The following is a 17053-nucleotide window of genomic DNA, read 5'->3' on the forward strand; positions in this document are numbered from 1 at the left end:
GGCTCACCGAGGGGGCACACGCGACCTACACCGTCCCCATTCGCCTCGTCACCACGATCTCGATCACCACGCGTTCCGGATTGACCCGCGGCTCGCGGTAGCGCTCGGTGTAGCGCCGGACCGCCTCGGCGACGGCCGCGGGGTCGCGGTTGATCGTCGCGATGCCCTCCAGCGTCGACCAGCGGCTCCCGGCGACCTGGGAGATCGCGACTCGCGCGCCGGGCTCCGCCGCAAGTACGTTGCGGACCTTCCTGCTGGCCCCGTGCGAGATGACCCGGGCGATCCCGGACACCTCGTCGTACGTGGCCCCGACCGGAACCAGGTGCGGCGTGCCATCCGGCCGGTGGGTGACCAGCAGACACAGGTGTCGGTCCTGCCAGAAGGCCAGGAAGTCCGGGGTGGTGGTCGGCGGAGCGTGCGGCGTCATCGAGATCAGGTCTTTCACGAGCGGGCCTGCCGGGGTCGAGCGAGACCGTCCCCGGCCCGCCGCCCAGCAGTATGGCCTCCCCCGCCGCGGGCCCTCGCACCCCGCCCCACAGCCCGATGGGCCGGCCCGTCCCCGCCGACCCCTCAGTCGCCCCGAAAGACCTCCGAGATGGCCTGCGCCTGCGCGTACGTCGGCGCGCCGACCGGACCCGCGTCCTGGTCGTGCGCGATCGCCCACGCGAGGTCCACCGCGCTTCGCACCGCGACCCGGAACAACAGCGACCCCGTGCTGATCCGCCGCACGCCCAGCTTCGCGAGGCGGGCGCGGGACAGGCCGCTGGGGCTGTACAGGATGTTCAGCGTCGCGTCGGTGGCGCCCACCAGGGTCTCGATCGCGGCCTCGTCCTGGATGCCCGGCACGAACACGCCGTCCGCGCCCGCCGCCCGGTAGGCCCGGATCCGCCGCACCGTCTCGTCGAGCGAGGCGGTCGGGCCGCCCGCCCAGTACGTGTCCGTGCGCGCGTTGACGAACAGCGTCGGCGCGGCCTCCTTGACTGCGGCGATCACCGCGGCCTGGTGGTCCACGTCGGTCAGGGTGCCGTCGGCACGCCCGTCCTCGATGTTGACCCCGGCCACCCCGGCCTGGATCAACTCGACGCCCAACGCCGCGACGTCCTCCGGCCGCTCGGCGAAGCCGCCCTCGATGTCGACGCTGACCGGAACCGGCAGCCGCGCGATGCCCACCCCGAGGCGCACCGTCTCCGCACGCGTCCCGCCGACCCCGTCCGGCTTGCCCGCCGCGATCGCGACCCCCAGGCTCGTCGTCCCGATCGCCGCGAACCCGCGCTCGACCAGCGCCGCCGCCGAGGCGTGGTCCCACGCGTTGGGCAGCAGCAGCGGTGCCCCGGCTTGGTGCAGGGCCCGAAATTCCGCGAAGCGATCGGCGTTGACGGCCTGGTTCGTGCTGCTCATCGAGCGTGCCCTCCGGATCGACGACGACCACGCCGAACGCGGCCGAACCCTGACGATCCTGCCTCACTCCCGCGCACGCCGGCATCCGGTTTGCCGACCCGCCCGACCAAGCACCGAGCCGCATCGAGCGCCCCGACGCATCGCCGTCCCGGCGAACGGGCAGCAGGTTCACCCCTTCGAGGCTCCGGTGCCCGGCTGCGGTAGCGTCCCCGCCAGAACGAGGGAGGCCCGATGCTGCTGCACGAGATCCTGGTCGACGCGGCTCGGGAGGTACCCGACCGCACCGCCCTGATCGTCCCCGCCCACACCCCGCGCGGTGCCGGCGAGCCCACCGCGGCCGAGTCCACCGTCTGGACCTTCGCCGAGCTGGCCGGCCACTCCCGCGCGCTCGGCGGCACCGTCGCGCGGCGGACCCCGCCCGGTGCCCGGGTCGGGGTCCTCGCGCACAATCGGGCCGAGTATGTGGCGGCCTACTATGGCGTCCCGTGGGCCGGCCGGGTGCTGGTCCCGCTCAATCCCCGGTTGCACCCGCGCGAGTGGGCCGATCAGTTGGCCCGCTCGGGCGCGGAACTGCTGCTCGGCGACGCCGAATTGATGGCCCGGCTCGGCCGGTCCGAGGTCCCGTGCCTGGAGTTGGGCGAGGCCGTCGCCGAAACCGCCGCAGTCGAACCCGAGTTCACTCCGGCCACCGACGAGACCGCGCTGACCTGGCTGCTGTTCACATCGGGCACCACCGGCCGACCCAAAGGCGTCCGGCTCACCCATCGCAGCCTGACCGCCTCGATGCGCACGTCGCTGGCCTGCCGCCCGGTCGACCCCGACGCGGTCGTCCTGACCCCCTTCCCGCTCGCGCACGTCGCCGGCTACCAGGTGCCGGCCCACCACATGGCGCGCCGCCCGGTGGTCGTCCTGCGCCGCTACGAGCCGGCCGAACTGGCGGACGTCATCCGCGAGTTCGACGTCACCAACCTGTCCCTCGCGCCGACCATGATCGATGCCCTGCTCGACCACGTACACGAGGGCGACGGGCTGCGCGAACGGATCCGCTCGATCAGCTACGGCGCCTCGCCGATCACGCCCGACCTGATCCGCCGGGTCGACCGGCTGCTCGGCTGCGCCCTGGGTCAGGGCTACGGCATGACCGAACTCTCCGGCAACGCGGTGTTCCTGAGCGCCGCCGACCACCGCCCCGAGTTGTACGCGGCGGCCGGCCGGCCCGGCCCGGGCGTCGAGATCCGCATCGTCGACGATGCGGGCCGGCCGCTGCCGACCGGCGCCACCGGCGAGATCTCGGTCCGTTCCGAACAGGTCGCGGACGGCTACTGGCGGGTCGACACCGGCGAGTTCGCGAACGGCTGGTTCCGCACCGGGGACCTGGGCCGGTTCGACGCCGACGGCTACCTGTACGTCCTGGACCGCAAGAAGGACGTGATCATCACCGGCGGTGAGAACGTCAGCGCCCGCGAGGTGGAGGCGGTGTTGCGTACCCATCCGCACGTCCGCGACGTCGCGGTGGTCGGCGAACCGGACACCCGGTGGGGCGAGCGTGTGGTCGCGGTGGTCGTCCCGGCATCGGGTCGGCCCGTCGACCCCGACGCGCTCGTCGCCCTGTGCCGCGCGCACCTGGCCGGTTTCAAGGTGCCGCGCCGCGTGGTGTTCACCGAGGCGCTCCCGGTCACCGGCACCGGCAAGGTCAGCAAGCCCGCCCTGCGCGCACAACTCGCGGAACCCGCCTCGGCCGGCCCCTGACCCGGGGTCGACGGCGTGCGTCAATCGGCGACCGTCAGCACGATCTTGCCCGCCGTGCGTCCGGTCTCGCCGAGTTCGTGCGCCTTCGCCGCGTCGGCCAGCGGCAGTGTCGCGGCCACCTCGACCCGCAGTCGGCCGGCCTCGACCAGCGCGGCGATCTCCCGCAGCCCCGCGAGGTCCGGCTCGACCAGCATGAACACCGCCCGTACTCCGGCCACCCGGGCCCGCTCGACCGGGAACGTGTCGTCCGGCGGCACGATCGACACCAGCGTGCCGCCGGGCCGCAGCGTCGACAGCGAGCGCACCGCGCACTCACCGCCCAGCGGATCCAGGACCACGTCCACGTCCCGCACGGCCTCGGCGAAGTCCGTCCGGGTGTAGTCGATCGGCTCGTCCACGCCGAGCCCGCGCAGGAACTCGTGCTTGGCCGCACGCGCGGTGCCCAGCACGTACGCCCCACGCGCCTTCGCGATCTGCACGGCCAGGTGTCCGACGCCACCCGCCGCCGCGTGGATCAACACCCGCTGCCCGGGCCGCACGTTCGCGGTGTCCACCAGCGCCTGCCACGCGGTCAGCGCCGCGAGCGGCAGCGCGGCGGCCCGCACCGCGTCCAGACCGGCCGGACGGCGCGCGAAGTGCCGGGCGGGCGCGGTCACGTACTCCGCGTACGCGCCTGCCGGATGCGGGAAGCGCGGCATGCCGAACACCTCGTCGCCCGGCGCCCACACCGTCACCCCCGCGCCGACCTCCTCGACCACCCCGGCGACGTCGAATCCGAGCGTGAACGGCGGCTCGACCCCGTCCCGGAACCGACCCCGCGCACGGGTCTTCCAGTCGGCCGGATTCACGCTCGCGGCCTGTACCCGAACCAGCACCTCGGTCGGCCCGGGCACCGGCCGGGCCACCTCGACCAGATGCAGCACCTCCGGTCCGCCGGCGACGTCCTGGCTGATCGCGCGCATCCGCGGCGGGGTGGTGACGGCCTCGGTCATGGTGGTCCTCTTCGCGCCGTGTCGATGGTTTCGTACGCGTCCCGAGCACCGGTGCCCGGCGACGCGGACCCAGCGTGCCCAACCATCGGCGACCGCACCTACCGACCGGACGGCCAACCATCGCAAGAATCGGGCCAACCCCGCACGACACCCACCCGGCGGCCGTCAGCCGTCACGCAGGGCACACGACACGCTATCCGTCGACTCCACCCGGCTCACCGGAACCGGCGGAAGCCGCGGGACCGGCGGCGGCCACCGGCCGGATCTCATAGGCGCAATGCGGTGCCCCCGCCACCATGTGGCTCACCCGCCGCACCTCGGTATCCGGCAACGCCTCGCGCAGAAAGGCCAGTTCCGAGGAGCACGCGGTGCCGCACCGGATCGCCACGTCGAAGATCGCGCAGTTCTGCTCGACGATCAGCCACCCGCCGCCGTCGGCCAACGGTTCCGCGCCGGCCAGGTAGCCGTCCTCGTCCAGGATCGCGGCTATCGCGGCCACCCGATCGGCCAGGTCCGGCGCGGTCGTCCGGGCCCGGGCCCGTTCCAGGCGCCGCTCGCGCCGGCGGTCGAACAGCCGGTCCACGAACCCGGGTTCCTCGGCCTGCGCGGTCTCCAGGAGGTCGCCGACCAGGTCGCCGTAGCGCCGGGGGAACAGGTTCTCCCCGGCCGCGGTCAGCCGATACACGTGCTTGGGTCGGCCCGGCCCGAGTCTGACCTGCCGGTGGGTCACATAGCCCTCGGCGACCAGCCCGGTCAGTTGCTGGCGCATGCCGCTCGCGGTCATCCCGACCGCATCGGCCAATTCCTCCGCGCGCAGTTCGCCCGCGCCCTTGAGGTGCCGCAATATCTCGCGCCGGGTCTGGGGCAACAGTGCGAACGCGTCCTGCTCGGTCATCGCTCGCCCCTCTCCTCCACCCCGAGTCTCCCGAGTGCGTGCTCGTGTGCGTTCGCCGACGCCGGCGTGCCCCCCGCCAACGCCGGACAGGGCCGCACGGGGAGCCCCCGCGCGACCCTGGACCGAACGTCGTTCCTCAGGCGCCCTTGGCGGCCGCGAGGCGGGTGGCGACGTCGTCCCAGTTGAAGACGTTCCACACGGCCTTGAAGAAGTCCGCCTTGACGTTCTTGTACTGAAGGTAGAAGGCGTGCTCCCACGCGTCGATCGCGAGCAGCGGCACGGTGCCCTGCGGGATGTTGCCCTGGTGGTCGTAGACCTGGGTGACCACGATGCGCTGCGAGAGCGGCTCCCACGCGGCGACGGACCAGCCCGAACCCTGCACCGTCATCGCGGTCTGCGTCATGTGCGCGCGGAACTGCTCGAAGCCGCCGAAGTCGACACCGATCTGCTCGGCGAGGTCACCGGTGGGCTCGCCGTTGCCGGTCGGGCCGAGGTTGGTCCAGAACAGGCTGTGCAGCACGTGGCCCGAGACGTGGAAGGCCAGGTCCTTCTCCAGCTTGGAGATGGTGCCGTAGGCCTCCTTGTCGCGTGCCTCCGCGATCTGCTCCAGGGCGGTGTTGGCACCGGTCACATACGCCGCGTGGTGCTTGTCGTGGTGCAGCTCCATGATCGCGCCGCTGATGTGCGGCTCCAGGGCGGCATAGTCGTAGGTGAGGTCGGGGAGCGTGTAGACCGTGTCGGCCACGGGAGTTCCTCCTGCGCAGTGGTTGCGGTGACGTACTCGACCCTATGCTTCCGATCGGAGGCTGGGCAAGTTAGGCAAGACTCAACTGTCCTAACCGGAGGCCCCCGGTCCACTCGAAGCACCGAAGGAGTTGACGATGCATCAGCAAGCCGCCGAGACCTTGGACGAAGCGTTCGAACGTCTACATCGCACCGGTTCCGAGTTCGACGACAAGTTGTCCAATCACGGACCGATGGCCGTCGAGGCGCTCGTGCACTCGGGCCAGTGGGAAGCCGTGCCCGCTTGGCTGGACATTTACACCCGCCGGCTGGAACCTCCGGTCCGCCCGACCGAGCGGATCGCCCGGGACACGTGGCGCGAGGCGCTGGGTGACCGCGCCCGGGACGGGGACTGGATCGCGCTGTTCACCGACGAGATCGCCGAACGGCCGTGGCGCGAGGTGCTCGCGCTGTGGTGGCCGCGCCTGCTCCCGGGCCTGCCCGGCGGCGCCACGCACGGCGTGATCCGGGTCGGACACGCGGTCCGCGCGCTGCTGGAGGCGGGCGAGAGCCCGGTCCGACTCGCCGAGTTCGCCCACGCGATGGCGTATTTCGCCTCCAGCAACCAGGCACTGCCCGAACTGCCTCGGCTCGCGGGGGGCCGCACGCCGTTCGACGCGCTGGACGCCGTGCCGCCGCTGCCGTTCGGCGAGAAGGGCCACATCAGCCGACGGCTCGACTTTTTGGCCGGCTGGGACCGCTGGCTGACCGCGACCTTGTCCGTGCGTACGGCCGAGACGCCCGAGGAGGCGCAGTCACTGCTCGCGGACGCGGTGCACGCGGCCACCCTGCGCTACCTCCGTCGCGGACACGGCAACGCGGTGATGAACGTGCACGGCGTGACCGCCCCCACCGCGGTGCTGCGGGTGCTGCCCGCGCTGCCGCCCGGGTTGTGGATCCCCTCGTACACGACCGCGTGGGCCACGAGCAGCGCGGTGTTCGCGGTGTACATGGCCCGCGAGGACGCGCCGGACACGCCGGCCCCGGCGGCCGACCCCGGCGTCGCGGTGGAGAGCGCGCACGCGCACGGCGACGAGCACGTGATCAAGCTCGTGGACGCCGCGGTGGACGTGTACGCGCGCTCCGGCGATTCGCGAGCGCTGTCCGCCGGCGTGCTCGCGGCCGGCCTGGTGCGGCCGCTGCGGGGGTGACCGGGCGGGTCGCGTCGGGCGACACGCCCTCATCCGGGTGAGATTCCCCCACTCGGAGCATCGGACTCCGTTCGCTGGTCCCGTACGGACGCCCGCACGGACATCCCGTACGGGCACCGACGAACGGAGATCCGATGCGCATCACCGCACTTGCCGCCGCCGCGGCCACCGGCGCCCTGCTCGCCCTGGCCGCGGCCACACCCGCGCCCGCCGACGGCCGCGCGGACACCTTGGCCGGCGACACCAGCCGGGTCGGGCAGGTCGACCGGGACGACGTACTCGAGGGGCTGCGGCCCGCCGTGGTGGGCATCCACCAGGGCATCTCCGGCGGCTTCGTCGAGGTCCCGCCGCCGCACGTGGAGGCGCCACGGATGCCGCCGCTGCCCGACTTCTGCTGCCGCGCCGACCGGTAGGCGCCGCGGAGTTCCCCTGACACACCGTCAGATATCTCTGGATCTCGGCCGCCGACCGCACTAACGTCCGCCCATGACCGAGACATCGAAGGACTCGACCGGGACATCGAAGGACCTCGAAGGCCGCAGGCGCACCGTCGAGAATTTCTGGCAGGGCGTGGACACCCACGACTGGGAGCTGGTGGCGTCCACCCTCGCCGACGACTTCGTGCGCGTGGGCATGCGGGACAACGCCGAGGACACGTGCGAGGGCAAGGAGGCGTATGTGCGGTTCGTCTCCACCGTCACCGGCCGGATGGCGCAGCACGAACTGCGCTCGCGTTTCACCTTCCTCAGCGAGGACGGCCGGTACGCGTTCAACGAGGCGGTCGAGTCGATCCGGCCGACGCCGACGGACGACCTCCTGGTGATGCGGTTCGCCAACTACCTCGAACTGAACGACGAGGGCCTGATCGTGCGACTCGACATCTTCTGGAAGACACCGCCGTACATGCCGCCGGACTGGATCACCGTGGACGCGACTTTGGAGCGCGAACCGCGGGGCGACTGAACGCGCGCACCCGGCGCGGCCGAGAATGGAGCCATGATCGAACCCGACGGCCCCCGCCCGGCGCGCCGATGGTGAGCGCCCGACCGCTCACCCCGGCCGCTCTGCTGGACGAACTGGTCACGGCGATCACCGACCGCGCGGACGGACGACGGTGGACCCGGGTCGCCGTGGACGGCGCGGACGCGGCCGATCCCGGCGCCGTCGCCGACGCGCTGGTCGCCCCGCTGCGCCTGCTGGGACATCCGGTGTTGCGGGTGCGGGCGCGCGACTTCCTGCGCCCCGCCTCGGTGCGCCTGGAGTACGGGCACACCGACGCGGAGTCGTATCTGTGGGGCTGGCTGGACGACTCCGGACTGCGCCGTGAGGTGCTGGAACCGCTCGGCCCGGACGGCACCGGCCGGGTACTGCCCAGCCTGTGGGACGCCGCCCGGGACCGGGCCACCCGCGCCGCGTACACCACCCTGCCCGAGGGCGGGGTCCTGCTCCTGGACGGGCCGCTCCTGCTCGGCAAGGGGCTGCCGTTGGAGCTGACCGTGCACCTGTGGTTGTCCCCGGGCGCGCTGCGCAGGCGTACGCCGACCGAGGACGCCTGGACGCTGGAGGCGTTGACCCGCTACGCGGACGAGGTGGTGCCCGCGACCGAGGCCGATCTGCTGGTGCGCTACGACCATCCCGCGCACCCGGCCCTGGTGGAGCCGGAACGCCGCCGGCCCTGATGCCGCGCCGGGATCGGCGGACCGGTGGATCGGCCGGATCAGCCCTGGTTGAACGTGTCCGGGTCCGGGCCGATCCGCCCGCCGCGATCCAGGGCGTTGATCGCGTCCAGCTCGGCGGTGGTCAGTTCGAAGTCGAACACCTCGAAGTTCTCCCGGATCCGGGTGGGGGTGACCGACTTGGGAATCACGATATTGCCCAGCTGGAGGTGCCAGCGCAGCACCACTTGGGCGGCCGACCGGCCGTGCGCACGGGCCACCTCGGTGATCACCGGGTCCTCCAGCAGTTCGCCGCCCTGGCCCAGCGGACTCCACGCCTCGGTCGCGATCGCGTGCGCGCGGTCGTAGCCGCGTACCTTGCCTTGCTGGAGGTAGGGGTGCAGCTCGACCTGGTTGACCGAGGGCACCACGGCGGTGTGTTCGAGCAGCCGGGTCAGGTGGTCGGGCTGGAAGTTGGACACGCCGATCGTGCGCACCCGGCCGTCCGCGAGCAGCTTCTCGAACGCCCGCCAGGTGTCCAGGTAGCGGTCCCGGTTCGGAGTCGGCCAGTGGATCAGGTACATGTCCACGTAGTCCAGGCCGAGTTTGCCCACGCTCTCGTCGAACGCGACCAGGGTCGAGTCGTAACCCTGGGCGGTGTTCCACAGCTTGGTGGTCACGAACAGTTCCGCGCGCGGCACCGAGGAGGCGGCCAGCGCCCGGCCGACGCCCGCCTCGTTGCCGTAGACGGCGGCGGTGTCGATGCTGCGGTAGCCCACCTCCAGCGCGGTCGCCACGGCGGTGGTCGCCTCGTCGTTCTCGACCTGGAAGACCCCGAAGCCCAGCTGCGGGATGGTGGCGCCGTTGTTCAGGGTGATGTCGGGTACGGGGGTGGAGCTCATGGTTCGCATCGTCCTTCGTCGTAGAGGTCGGGCGGGGCGGGGCGGCGTCAGCCGAGCAGCCGAGCGGGCTGCTCGGCGGTTCGGTCCGCGGCGCCGGAGTCGCCCTGCCCGCTCTGCCCGCTGAGCACGGTCCGCACACCGGGCGGGTGCGCCGCCACGACGCGCGAGCGGGTCAGCGCGCGCCGTTCCAGGCCGTGGGCGAGCACCGCGAGGGCCAACGCGCCCAGCGCCAGGGCCGCACCGACCCAGTTCGCCGACTCGTAGCCGTGGCCCGCGTCGATCACCAGGCCGCCCAGCCACGCGGCGATCGCGTTGCCGAGGTTGAAAGCGCCGATGTTGACCGCTGCGGCCAACGTCGGCGCGCCCGCGGCGTTGTCCATCACCCGCTTCTGCAACGGCGGCACGGTGGCGAAGCCCAGTGCGCCGATCAGGAACAGCGTGATCACCGACGCGGTCTTGTCGTGCGCGGTCACCGTGAACAGCGCCAACACCCCCGCGAGCGCGAGCAGCGAGCCGTACAGCAGCGGCATCAGGTGCCGGTCGGCCAGCCTGCCACCGACCGCGTTGCCGACCAGCATGCCCAGGCCCACCACCGCGAGCAGCCAGGTGACCGCACCCTCGGAGAAGCCCGCGACGTCGGTCATCATCGGCTTGACGTAGGTGAGCGCGGCGAACACGCCGCCGAAGCCGAGCACCGTCATGCCCATCGCGAGCAGCACCTGCACGTTGCGGAACACCGCGAGTTCGTGGCGCAGGCGCACACCCTCGGGCTTGGCTTGTTCGGGCACCAGCCTGGCGATGCCCACGGCGCCCAACACGCCGAGCGCGGCGACGATCAGGAAGGTCAGCCGCCAGCTCACCGTCTGGCCGATCAGCGTGCCCAGCGGCACGCCGAGCACGTTGGCCAGGGTCAGGCCGGCGAACATCGTGGAGATCGCCGCGGCCTTCTTCTCCGGCGCGACCAGGTCTGCGGCCACCACCGAGCCGATCCCGAAGAACGCGCCGTGGGTGAAGGAGGCGACCACGCGGCCGAGCAGAATCACGCCGAACGCCGGGGCCAGCGCGGTCAGCGCATTGCCCAGGACGAACAGTGCCATCAGCAGGATCAGCATGCGCTTGCGCGAGACGCGGGTGCCCAGGACGGTCATCAGCGGGGCACCCAGGAGCACACCGACCGCGTAACCGCTGACCAGGAGCCCGGCGGTGGTGATCGAGACTTCGAAGGTGCCCGCGACCTCGGGCAACAGGCCGAGGATGACGAACTCGGTGGTCCCGATGCCGAAGGCCCCGATGGCAAGGGCCAGCAGTGCGAGAGGCACGGAGTACCCCTTTCGAGGAGTTGGTGGAGGGGGGCGCACGACATGCACCCGGGCATGACCGGCGGCCGGGCATGGCATGCACGAACCGCTTACAGGCGTCGACAATATTTGCAGACGCCGATCAATGCAAACGCGGGCTATTTCGTTTCGGAGGTATCCTGAGCGCATGGGACAACAGAGGCAGGCCATCGAACCGCCGCTCGCGCAGGGCTGGTGCGCGCTCGCGGCGCTGCACAATCGCATCGAGGCGCACATCGAACGTGTGCTCCAGAGCGAACACGACCTGAGCGTGCGCGAGTTCTCGGTCCTGGACGTGCTGAACCGGCAGGACGGCTACCACCTGCGGATGAACGAACTCTCCGACGCGGTGGTGCTGAGCCAGAGCGCCACCACGCGCCTGGTCACCCGCCTGGAGGAGCGCGGCCTACTCTCGCGCTACCTGTGCGACACCGACCGCCGGGGCATCTACACCGAGGTCACGCCCACCGGCTGCGACCTCCTCGCCGCCGCCCGTCCCACCCACGACAAGGCCCTCCGCGAATCCCTCGCGGACGCCGAACAACGCCCCGACCTCGCTCCCCTGGTCGAGGCCGTCAAGTCCCTGGACGCACCCGCCCCGTCGATCGTTTGACAAGCCCGAAACCCGGCCGCACGGCTCAAGCACACCGAACACAGCCCGTCCGGCGCCTCGGGGCAACCGAGACCCGGCCCGCCCCACAGGCGAACGCCGGACGAGCCGAGCCGGCCCGTCCGGCGCCCGAGGACGACGACCCCTACGCCAAAATGCTCGTCGGACTCCCGGTCGAAAGCGCGACACCCAACGCCGTCAGCCGCCCGGACCCCGAATCACACCGGAATCCGGTGACCGTGTTCCCGCGCTGGTTCGCCACGTACAGCACGTCCCCCACCAGCGCCAGATCCCGCGGCCAGGCCCCCACCGGCACCTCCTCGACGAGAGCCAACTCCGCGCCGTCCACCGCGAGCACCGAGACGGTGTCCGGCCCCCGGTTCGCCACGTACACGAATCGCCCGTCCGCCGCCGCGACGAGCCCCGACGGCATACCCTCGCCGCCGGAGAGTGCGAACGGCTTTCCCGCCACCGTGAGCGCCCCCGTGCGCGGATCGCTGCGCAGCGGCGTCACCGTCGTGTTCAACTCCCCGACGAGCCACGCGAGATCGTTCGGCCCGTACGCGATGTGCCGGGGCCCGGTGCCGGGCGGCAGAGTCACCTTCGGCCCCTCCGCGATCGTGCCCGCCTCGGCGTCGAAGCTCAGGTGGTACACGGTGTCCGAGCCCAGGTCGCACACCACGAGCCACTCGCCGCCGGCGGCGAACGTCACCTGGTGCGCGTGCGAGGACGCCTGTCGGTCCTTCACCGGCCCGGACCCGGTCAGCCGCACGTGCGTCGCCGCCTCGCCGAGCGTGCCGTCGTCGGCGATCGGATGCACGGTGACGCTGCCGCCGCCGTAGTTGGCCACCACCACGAACCGCCCGGTGGGGTCGGCCGCGAGGTGGCAGGGCCCCGCGCCGAGCGTGGACACCTCGCCCAGTGGCACCAGCCGTTCGTCCTGCACCGAGTACGCGCCGACCGCGCCCTCGCCGCCCCGCTCGCTCACCGCGTAGAGGAAACGGCCCGAGGGGTGTCGGGCCACGTACGAGGGCGAGATCGCCGGGATCACCGCGGACGGCGTGCCGAGCGACCCGGTCTCCGGATCCTGCCGACATACCGTGATGCCGCTGCCGTGACCCTCCATGTCGGGGGTGTACGCACCCACGTACACCAGCGGTCCGCGTCGGTCGGAAGCATTTGGTGAGGTCACACGGTTCTCCTGTTGTCTGGCCTGTGGCGGACGACCGTCGATCGACACTTGATCCATCGGCCGAGCATCCGTCGGTCGAGCCGACGGAGCCGACCACGCAGATCATCGCGGATCGATCGCCTCGTCGCCGCCGATGTCATGCTCCTCCCCGACCCCGCCGCCGGCACACCAGCCGGCCCGGGCCGGGTCACTGCTCCGCGCGGACCGCGTAGCCCAACACCTCGGCGCTCAACAGCGATTCGACCGCGTCCAGTTGTGCCAAGGCGTACGCGACCGCCGCGTCCACCCCGCCCCCGGCCGCGATCCGCCGACCGATGCCTCGGAAGACGGCCTGTTGGATCCCGGCGAGTTGCCCGGCGATCAACGCCGGCACCGGGTCCCCCGGGGCCGCGCCCGCCTCTTCGGCGAGGGTCGCGCCGAGCGCGTCCGCGCCCAGTTGCTGCATCCGCCACAGTCGAGCCATCAGCGCCGGCGAGCCCTGCATGACATTCATGAAACGCTCGTAGCCCTCGACCAGGCCCACGTACGGCGACCGCGCCTCGACGTCCCGACGCAGCGCGTCCAGTACCGCGCGCGCCGCGGATTGGCCCACCGCGCGCTCGCGCACGATCCGGGCCGCCCGGTCGACCACCTCGGACTCGCGGTCGAAGAACAGGTCCTCCTTGGCCGGGAAGTAGTTGTAGACGGTGTTCACGGACACCTCGGCCGCATCGGCGATCTGCGCGATGGTCACCGCGTCGAACCCGCGTTCCAGGAACAATCCGGTCGCGATGTCCGAGATGTGCGTCCGGGTGCGGCGTTTCTTGCGCTCTCGCAGCCCTTCCGCGGGTTCCGACTCCGTCATGTGCCCATCCTAGCCTTCATGGGGTCATTTTAATTTTGGGGTCGTTGCAAAATTTTAATGACTATGTTTCGGTAGTCCCATGACACCGGTCATCCACACCACCGGGCTCGCCCGGACCTTCACGACCAAGCGCGGCACCGTCGAAGCCGTCCGCGGCATCGACCTGACCGTCCCGGCGGGCGAGATTTTGGGCTTCCTGGGCCCCAACGGCGCCGGCAAGACCACCACTCTGCGCATGCTCACCACACTGCTCGCCCCCACCGGCGGCAGCGCCACCGTGGCCGGCCACGACCTCCTGCACGACTCGGCGGGCGTGCGCAGGCGAATCGGCTACGTCGCCCAATCCGGCGGAGTCGACCCCGCCGTGTCGGTGCGCGAGGAACTGACCACCCAGGCCCGGCTGTACCGACTGGACAAGGCGGACGCCCGGGCCCGGGCCGCCGAGTTGGCCGCCGACCTGGATCTGCTCGACCTGCTGGACCGCCCGTGCGCGGCGCTCTCCGGCGGACAGCGACGCCGACTCGACATCGCGATGGGCCTGGTCCACCACCCCGACGTGCTCTTTCTGGACGAGCCCACCACCGGCCTGGACCCGGGCAGTCGAGTGGATCTGTGGCACCTGATCCGGCGGATCCGCGACGAGTGGGGCACCACGGTCTTCCTCACCACGCACTACCTGGACGAGGCCGACGCGCTCGCGGACCGGCTCGTGGTGGTCGACCACGGCCGCGTCGTCGCCCAGGGCACGGCACACGCGCTCAAGACCGAGTACGCGGGTTCCCCGAACGCCTCACTACAGGACGCGTTCATCGCCATCACCGGTCGGCGCACCCCCGCGCCGAGCGAGACTCCGATCGCCGTCTGACCCGGCAGAGGTAGCCATGTCCACGTCATCCACACCCTCGACACCAACCATCGGCACCGCCCGGGTCGTGCCGCCCGCACGACCGGTGCCGTCCGCATCCGCCGCCCTCGTGTCCGACACGTTCCTGATCTTCGGCCGCTATCTGCGCCAGACCGTGTCCGCCAAGATCGGTCTGATCTTCGGGATCATCCAGCCGTTGCTGTTCCTGATCCTGTTCGGCCCGCTCCTGCGTGACGTCCCGCTCGGCGGCGACGGCGACTCCTGGCAGACCCTGGTTCCCGGACTGCTGGTCCAGCTCGGCCTGTTCAGCGCGGCGTTCGCGGGCTTCGGGATCCTGATCGAGAAGCAACACGGCGTGGTGGAGCGTATGCGGGTGACTCCCGTGAGCCGGCTCGCGCTGCTGCTCGGGCGCGTGCTCAAGGACATCGTTCAGATGCTCGTCCAGTCCGTGGTGCTGGTCGTGGTCGGTGTGGCGTTCGGACTGCGTGCGCCGCTGCTCGGCGTGCTGATCGGATTCGGCTTCGTCGCGCTGATGACCGCCTCGCTCGCGTCGCTGTCCTACGCCCTGGCGATGCGGGTGGACAGCCCGCAGGAGTTCGCCCCGGTGGTGAACTCGGTGAACCTGCCGGTGATGCTGCTGTCCGGCATCCTGCTGCCGATGTCGCTGGCCCCGGGCTGGCTGGACGGCATCTCCCGGGGCAACCCACTGCGCTACCAGGTGCAGGCGGTGCGCTCCGCGTTCGTCGGCGACTACGGCGGCACGGTCGGCATGGGCGTGCTGACCGCGCTCGGGTTGGTCGCGGTGTCGGTGGTGCTGGGCGTCCGCGTGTTCCGCCGCGCCGGCGCGTAGTCGCCCCGCCGATCCCGCGCACTTGGCCCCGGCGGACCCGACGGATCGGGCCGCGTGCCCGGGTCCACCGCCACGGCGGCGCGGGCGCTCACGCGTACCGCGCCGCCGTCGCACGCGCGACGGCGGCCAGTTCCGCGCGCAGCTCGGGTGGGCCCAGCACTTCGACCTCCGGGCCGAGCCGCAGCAGTTCCGGCACGGCGGCCTCGATCGACTCGATCGGGAAGTCGACCCGGATCCGGCCGTCCGGCAGCGGATCCCCCGCACTCGACTCGACCATGTCCGCCACGTACGCCCCGAACAGTTGTCGGACGAATCCGCGCGCGTCCTCGCTCAGCAGCACGTCCGCGCGGATCGGACGCAACTGTTCGACGAAGTCCCGGGACCAGTTCTGCCAGTAGGCCCCGAGGTCGAAGGTCGGATCACGCTCGAACACCTCGTCGAGCACGTCCAGTTCCTCGATCCGCACCACCCGGTACGTGCGGTCGCGATGCTCGCCCGGCTGCACCGTGCGGGCCACCAGGTACCACGCGCCCGCCTTGAGCACGAGGCCGTACGGCTCCAGGTCGCGGGTGACCTCGCCCGCCCAGCGCCGGTAGTGCACCCGGATCCGCCGGTCGGTCCACACCGCGGCGGCGATCCGGGCCAGCTCGGGTGAGCGGTCCGCCTCGCGATGCCAGCCCGGGGCGTCCAGATGGAAGCGCAGTTGCGCACGGCCCACCCGCTCGCGCAGCTCGGCGGGCAGCCCCGCCTGCACCTTGAGCTGCGCGGACGCCACCACCGCGCCCAGCCCCAGCTCGGCCGCGGGCCCGGGCAGGCCGGCCAGGAACAACGCGTCCGCCTCGTCGTGCGTGAGTCCGTTGATCCGCGTGCGAAAGCCCTCCATCAGCCGATACCCGCCCGCCGGCCCACGCTCGGCGTACACCGGCACGCCCGCCGCGCCGAGCGCCTCGACGTCGCGGTAGACGGTGCGCACCGACACCTCCAGTTGCTCGGCCAGTTCGGTCGCGGTGACCAGACCCCGGGTTTGCAGGGTCATCAGGATGGTCAGCAGTCGGCTCGCGCGCATGATCGCCAGTGTCGCGCATACCTGACGGGTATTGACATGTACTCGACCGAGGCTTGGCGGCGCCGCGCGACTGACCGGCGCGCGGGGACTCGGCGGCGCGGCGGGATCGGGCGGCGTCACCGGACAGGCCGGCGCAACGAGACTGGGCGGCGCGACAAGCACCACACCGGAAGGGTTGGACCATGAGCGACACCACGGGCCGGACACAGGACGCGGGCTACCAAATCGGCGTGTCCAAGACGCTCCCGTATCCCGTCGAGCAGGTGTGGGAATTGATCACCTCCGCCGCCGGCCTGGCCCTGTGGCTGGGCGAGGACGTGGATCTGACCCCGACCCGGGGAGCGCCCTACACCACCGCCGACGGCAGCACCGGCGAGGTACGCGGGTGGCGCGAACCGGACCGGATCCGGGTGACGAGCCGGGTGCCGGGTTGGGATCACGACACGACCGTGCAGGTCGCGATGAGCGCGAGCGGGCCGGGACGTACCGTGCTGCGGTTCCACCAGGAGTGGCTGGCCGACCCCGAGGAGCGGAGCCGGCAGCGCACCCACTGGCAGGGCGTGATGGCGGCGGTCGAGCGAGCGCTGGCGGCGCCGAACGGGTGAAATGCGTCGCCGAACCGGTGCACTTCCGTTCGGGATCTTCGCATCCGTGCGATTCGTTGATCGACCATCGAGCGATGTCGGCAGGGCCCCGACCTCGGTGCCGAAGTCTCGATACGGCAGTGGATCTCGGTACGGCAGCGATGTCCGTCCGGAATGGGA

19 protein-coding genes are annotated in these 17053 nt (G+C 71.7%); 9 read left to right on the plus strand and 10 right to left on the minus strand.

What is annotated here, in order from left to right:
* Nucleotides 1-25: 25 nt before the first annotated feature.
* Entirely contained in the window at nt 26-427 is a 402-nt protein-coding gene (locus A3IC_RS0109790) for a pyridoxamine 5'-phosphate oxidase family protein (RefSeq protein WP_026218069.1), read from the minus strand.
* Between the two features lie 143 nt (nt 428-570).
* The gene (locus tag A3IC_RS0109795) at nt 571-1398 is read right to left on the minus strand and encodes an isocitrate lyase/PEP mutase family protein (RefSeq protein WP_020549880.1); all 828 of its coding nucleotides are present in this window, start codon (nt 1396-1398) and stop codon (nt 571-573) included.
* Nucleotides 1399-1629: 231 nt separating this feature from the next.
* Here A3IC_RS0109795 and A3IC_RS0109800 point away from each other — a divergent pair, with 231 nt between their 5' ends.
* Nucleotides 1630-3147 carry a class I adenylate-forming enzyme family protein gene (locus tag A3IC_RS0109800; protein WP_020549881.1) on the plus strand — a complete coding sequence of 506 codons (1518 nt, stop codon included), beginning with the start codon at nt 1630-1632 and terminating at the stop codon, nt 3145-3147.
* Between the two features lie 20 nt (nt 3148-3167).
* Here the strand turns inward: A3IC_RS0109800 and A3IC_RS0109805 are convergent, their stop codons facing one another.
* The 3 genes from A3IC_RS0109805 to A3IC_RS0109815 all read right to left on the minus strand — a co-directional run bounded on the left by A3IC_RS0109805 (nt 3168) and on the right by A3IC_RS0109815 (nt 5779).
* On the minus strand, nt 3168-4139 hold the full coding sequence (locus A3IC_RS0109805) for an NADP-dependent oxidoreductase (protein WP_020549882.1): 972 nt from the start codon (nt 4137-4139) through the stop codon (nt 3168-3170).
* 193 nt (nt 4140-4332) lie between these two features.
* On the minus strand, nt 4333-5034 hold the full coding sequence (locus A3IC_RS53435) for a helix-turn-helix transcriptional regulator (protein WP_020549883.1): 702 nt from the start codon (nt 5032-5034) through the stop codon (nt 4333-4335).
* Nucleotides 5035-5170: 136 nt separating this feature from the next.
* Complete coding sequence (locus A3IC_RS0109815; RefSeq protein WP_020549884.1) at nt 5171-5779, minus strand: superoxide dismutase; 609 nt, start codon at nt 5777-5779, stop codon at nt 5171-5173.
* A 136-nt stretch (nt 5780-5915) separates the two neighbouring features.
* On the opposite strand from A3IC_RS0109815, the gene A3IC_RS0109820 reads away from it, so the two are divergent.
* The 4 genes from A3IC_RS0109820 to A3IC_RS0109835 all read left to right on the plus strand — a co-directional run bounded on the left by A3IC_RS0109820 (nt 5916) and on the right by A3IC_RS0109835 (nt 8647).
* The gene (locus A3IC_RS0109820; RefSeq protein WP_020549885.1) at nt 5916-6968 is read left to right on the plus strand and encodes a questin oxidase family protein; all 1053 of its coding nucleotides are present in this window, start codon (nt 5916-5918) and stop codon (nt 6966-6968) included.
* Between the two features lie 134 nt (nt 6969-7102).
* Nucleotides 7103-7381 carry a hypothetical protein gene (locus A3IC_RS0109825; RefSeq protein WP_020549886.1) on the plus strand — a complete coding sequence of 93 codons (279 nt, stop codon included), beginning with the start codon at nt 7103-7105 and terminating at the stop codon, nt 7379-7381.
* Nucleotides 7382-7454: 73 nt separating this feature from the next.
* The gene (locus A3IC_RS0109830) at nt 7455-7931 is read left to right on the plus strand and encodes a nuclear transport factor 2 family protein (RefSeq protein WP_020549887.1); all 477 of its coding nucleotides are present in this window, start codon (nt 7455-7457) and stop codon (nt 7929-7931) included.
* Between the two features lie 68 nt (nt 7932-7999).
* Nucleotides 8000-8647 carry a nucleoside/nucleotide kinase family protein gene (locus A3IC_RS0109835; RefSeq protein WP_020549888.1) on the plus strand — a complete coding sequence of 216 codons (648 nt, stop codon included), beginning with the start codon at nt 8000-8002 and terminating at the stop codon, nt 8645-8647.
* Between the two features lie 38 nt (nt 8648-8685).
* Here the strand turns inward: A3IC_RS0109835 and A3IC_RS0109840 are convergent, their stop codons facing one another.
* A complete protein-coding gene (locus tag A3IC_RS0109840; RefSeq protein WP_020549889.1) occupies nt 8686-9525 on the minus strand; it encodes an aldo/keto reductase in 840 nt (279 codons plus the stop codon).
* A gap of 47 nt (nt 9526-9572) precedes the next feature.
* On the minus strand, nt 9573-10844 hold the full coding sequence (locus A3IC_RS0109845; protein ID WP_020549890.1) for an MFS transporter: 1272 nt from the start codon (nt 10842-10844) through the stop codon (nt 9573-9575).
* 166 nt (nt 10845-11010) lie between these two features.
* Between A3IC_RS0109845 and A3IC_RS0109850 the strand changes: the two genes are divergently transcribed.
* Nucleotides 11011-11475, plus strand: a complete 465-nt coding sequence (locus A3IC_RS0109850) for a MarR family winged helix-turn-helix transcriptional regulator (protein ID WP_020549891.1) — start codon at nt 11011-11013, stop codon at nt 11473-11475.
* A 142-nt stretch (nt 11476-11617) separates the two neighbouring features.
* On the opposite strand, the gene A3IC_RS0109855 is transcribed toward A3IC_RS0109850, so the two are convergent.
* Entirely contained in the window at nt 11618-12664 is a 1047-nt protein-coding gene (locus A3IC_RS0109855; RefSeq protein ID WP_158695877.1) for a lactonase family protein, read from the minus strand.
* A 187-nt stretch (nt 12665-12851) separates the two neighbouring features.
* The gene (locus tag A3IC_RS0109860; RefSeq protein ID WP_020549893.1) at nt 12852-13508 is read right to left on the minus strand and encodes a TetR/AcrR family transcriptional regulator; all 657 of its coding nucleotides are present in this window, start codon (nt 13506-13508) and stop codon (nt 12852-12854) included.
* Nucleotides 13509-13587: 79 nt separating this feature from the next.
* Between A3IC_RS0109860 and A3IC_RS0109865 the strand changes: the two genes are divergently transcribed.
* Entirely contained in the window at nt 13588-14373 is a 786-nt protein-coding gene (locus tag A3IC_RS0109865; protein ID WP_020549894.1) for an ABC transporter ATP-binding protein, read from the plus strand.
* Nucleotides 14374-14482: 109 nt separating this feature from the next.
* Entirely contained in the window at nt 14483-15223 is a 741-nt protein-coding gene (locus A3IC_RS0109870; protein ID WP_245599196.1) for an ABC transporter permease, read from the plus strand.
* Between the two features lie 88 nt (nt 15224-15311).
* On the opposite strand, the gene A3IC_RS0109875 is transcribed toward A3IC_RS0109870, so the two are convergent.
* Complete coding sequence (locus A3IC_RS0109875) at nt 15312-16289, minus strand: helix-turn-helix transcriptional regulator (protein ID WP_020549896.1); 978 nt, start codon at nt 16287-16289, stop codon at nt 15312-15314.
* A gap of 182 nt (nt 16290-16471) precedes the next feature.
* On the opposite strand from A3IC_RS0109875, the gene A3IC_RS0109880 reads away from it, so the two are divergent.
* Nucleotides 16472-16894 (plus strand): SRPBCC family protein, encoded by a 423-nt coding sequence (locus A3IC_RS0109880; protein ID WP_020549897.1) that lies wholly within the window; start codon nt 16472-16474, stop codon nt 16892-16894.
* The last annotated feature ends 159 nt before the right edge of the window (nt 16895-17053 follow it).

The organism is Embleya scabrispora DSM 41855 (assembly GCF_000372745.1).
GTDB lineage: Bacteria > Actinomycetota > Actinomycetes > Streptomycetales > Streptomycetaceae > Embleya > Embleya scabrispora.

What these genes read in the sequence shown, in the direction of transcription:
- A3IC_RS0109790 (WP_026218069.1), bottom strand. Translation starts at nt 427, where the DNA reads ATGACGCCGCACGCTCCGCCGACCACCACCCCGGACTTCCTGGCCTTC.
- A3IC_RS0109795 (WP_020549880.1), bottom strand. Translation starts at nt 1,398, where the DNA reads ATGAGCAGCACGAACCAGGCCGTCAACGCCGATCGCTTCGCGGAATTT.
- A3IC_RS0109800 (WP_020549881.1), top strand. Translation starts at nt 1,630, where the DNA reads ATGCTGCTGCACGAGATCCTGGTCGACGCGGCTCGGGAGGTACCCGAC.
- A3IC_RS0109805 (WP_020549882.1), bottom strand. Translation starts at nt 4,139, where the DNA reads ATGACCGAGGCCGTCACCACCCCGCCGCGGATGCGCGCGATCAGCCAG.
- A3IC_RS53435 (WP_020549883.1), bottom strand. Translation starts at nt 5,034, where the DNA reads ATGACCGAGCAGGACGCGTTCGCACTGTTGCCCCAGACCCGGCGCGAG.
- A3IC_RS0109820 (WP_020549885.1), top strand. Translation starts at nt 5,916, where the DNA reads ATGCATCAGCAAGCCGCCGAGACCTTGGACGAAGCGTTCGAACGTCTA.
- A3IC_RS0109825 (WP_020549886.1), top strand. Translation starts at nt 7,103, where the DNA reads ATGCGCATCACCGCACTTGCCGCCGCCGCGGCCACCGGCGCCCTGCTC.
- A3IC_RS0109830 (WP_020549887.1), top strand. Translation starts at nt 7,455, where the DNA reads ATGACCGAGACATCGAAGGACTCGACCGGGACATCGAAGGACCTCGAA.
- A3IC_RS0109835 (WP_020549888.1), top strand. Translation starts at nt 8,000, where the DNA reads ATGGTGAGCGCCCGACCGCTCACCCCGGCCGCTCTGCTGGACGAACTG.
- A3IC_RS0109840 (WP_020549889.1), bottom strand. Translation starts at nt 9,525, where the DNA reads ATGAGCTCCACCCCCGTACCCGACATCACCCTGAACAACGGCGCCACC.
- A3IC_RS0109850 (WP_020549891.1), top strand. Translation starts at nt 11,011, where the DNA reads ATGGGACAACAGAGGCAGGCCATCGAACCGCCGCTCGCGCAGGGCTGG.
- A3IC_RS0109860 (WP_020549893.1), bottom strand. Translation starts at nt 13,508, where the DNA reads ATGACGGAGTCGGAACCCGCGGAAGGGCTGCGAGAGCGCAAGAAACGC.
- A3IC_RS0109865 (WP_020549894.1), top strand. Translation starts at nt 13,588, where the DNA reads ATGACACCGGTCATCCACACCACCGGGCTCGCCCGGACCTTCACGACC.
- A3IC_RS0109875 (WP_020549896.1), bottom strand. Translation starts at nt 16,289, where the DNA reads ATGCGCGCGAGCCGACTGCTGACCATCCTGATGACCCTGCAAACCCGG.
- A3IC_RS0109880 (WP_020549897.1), top strand. Translation starts at nt 16,472, where the DNA reads ATGAGCGACACCACGGGCCGGACACAGGACGCGGGCTACCAAATCGGC.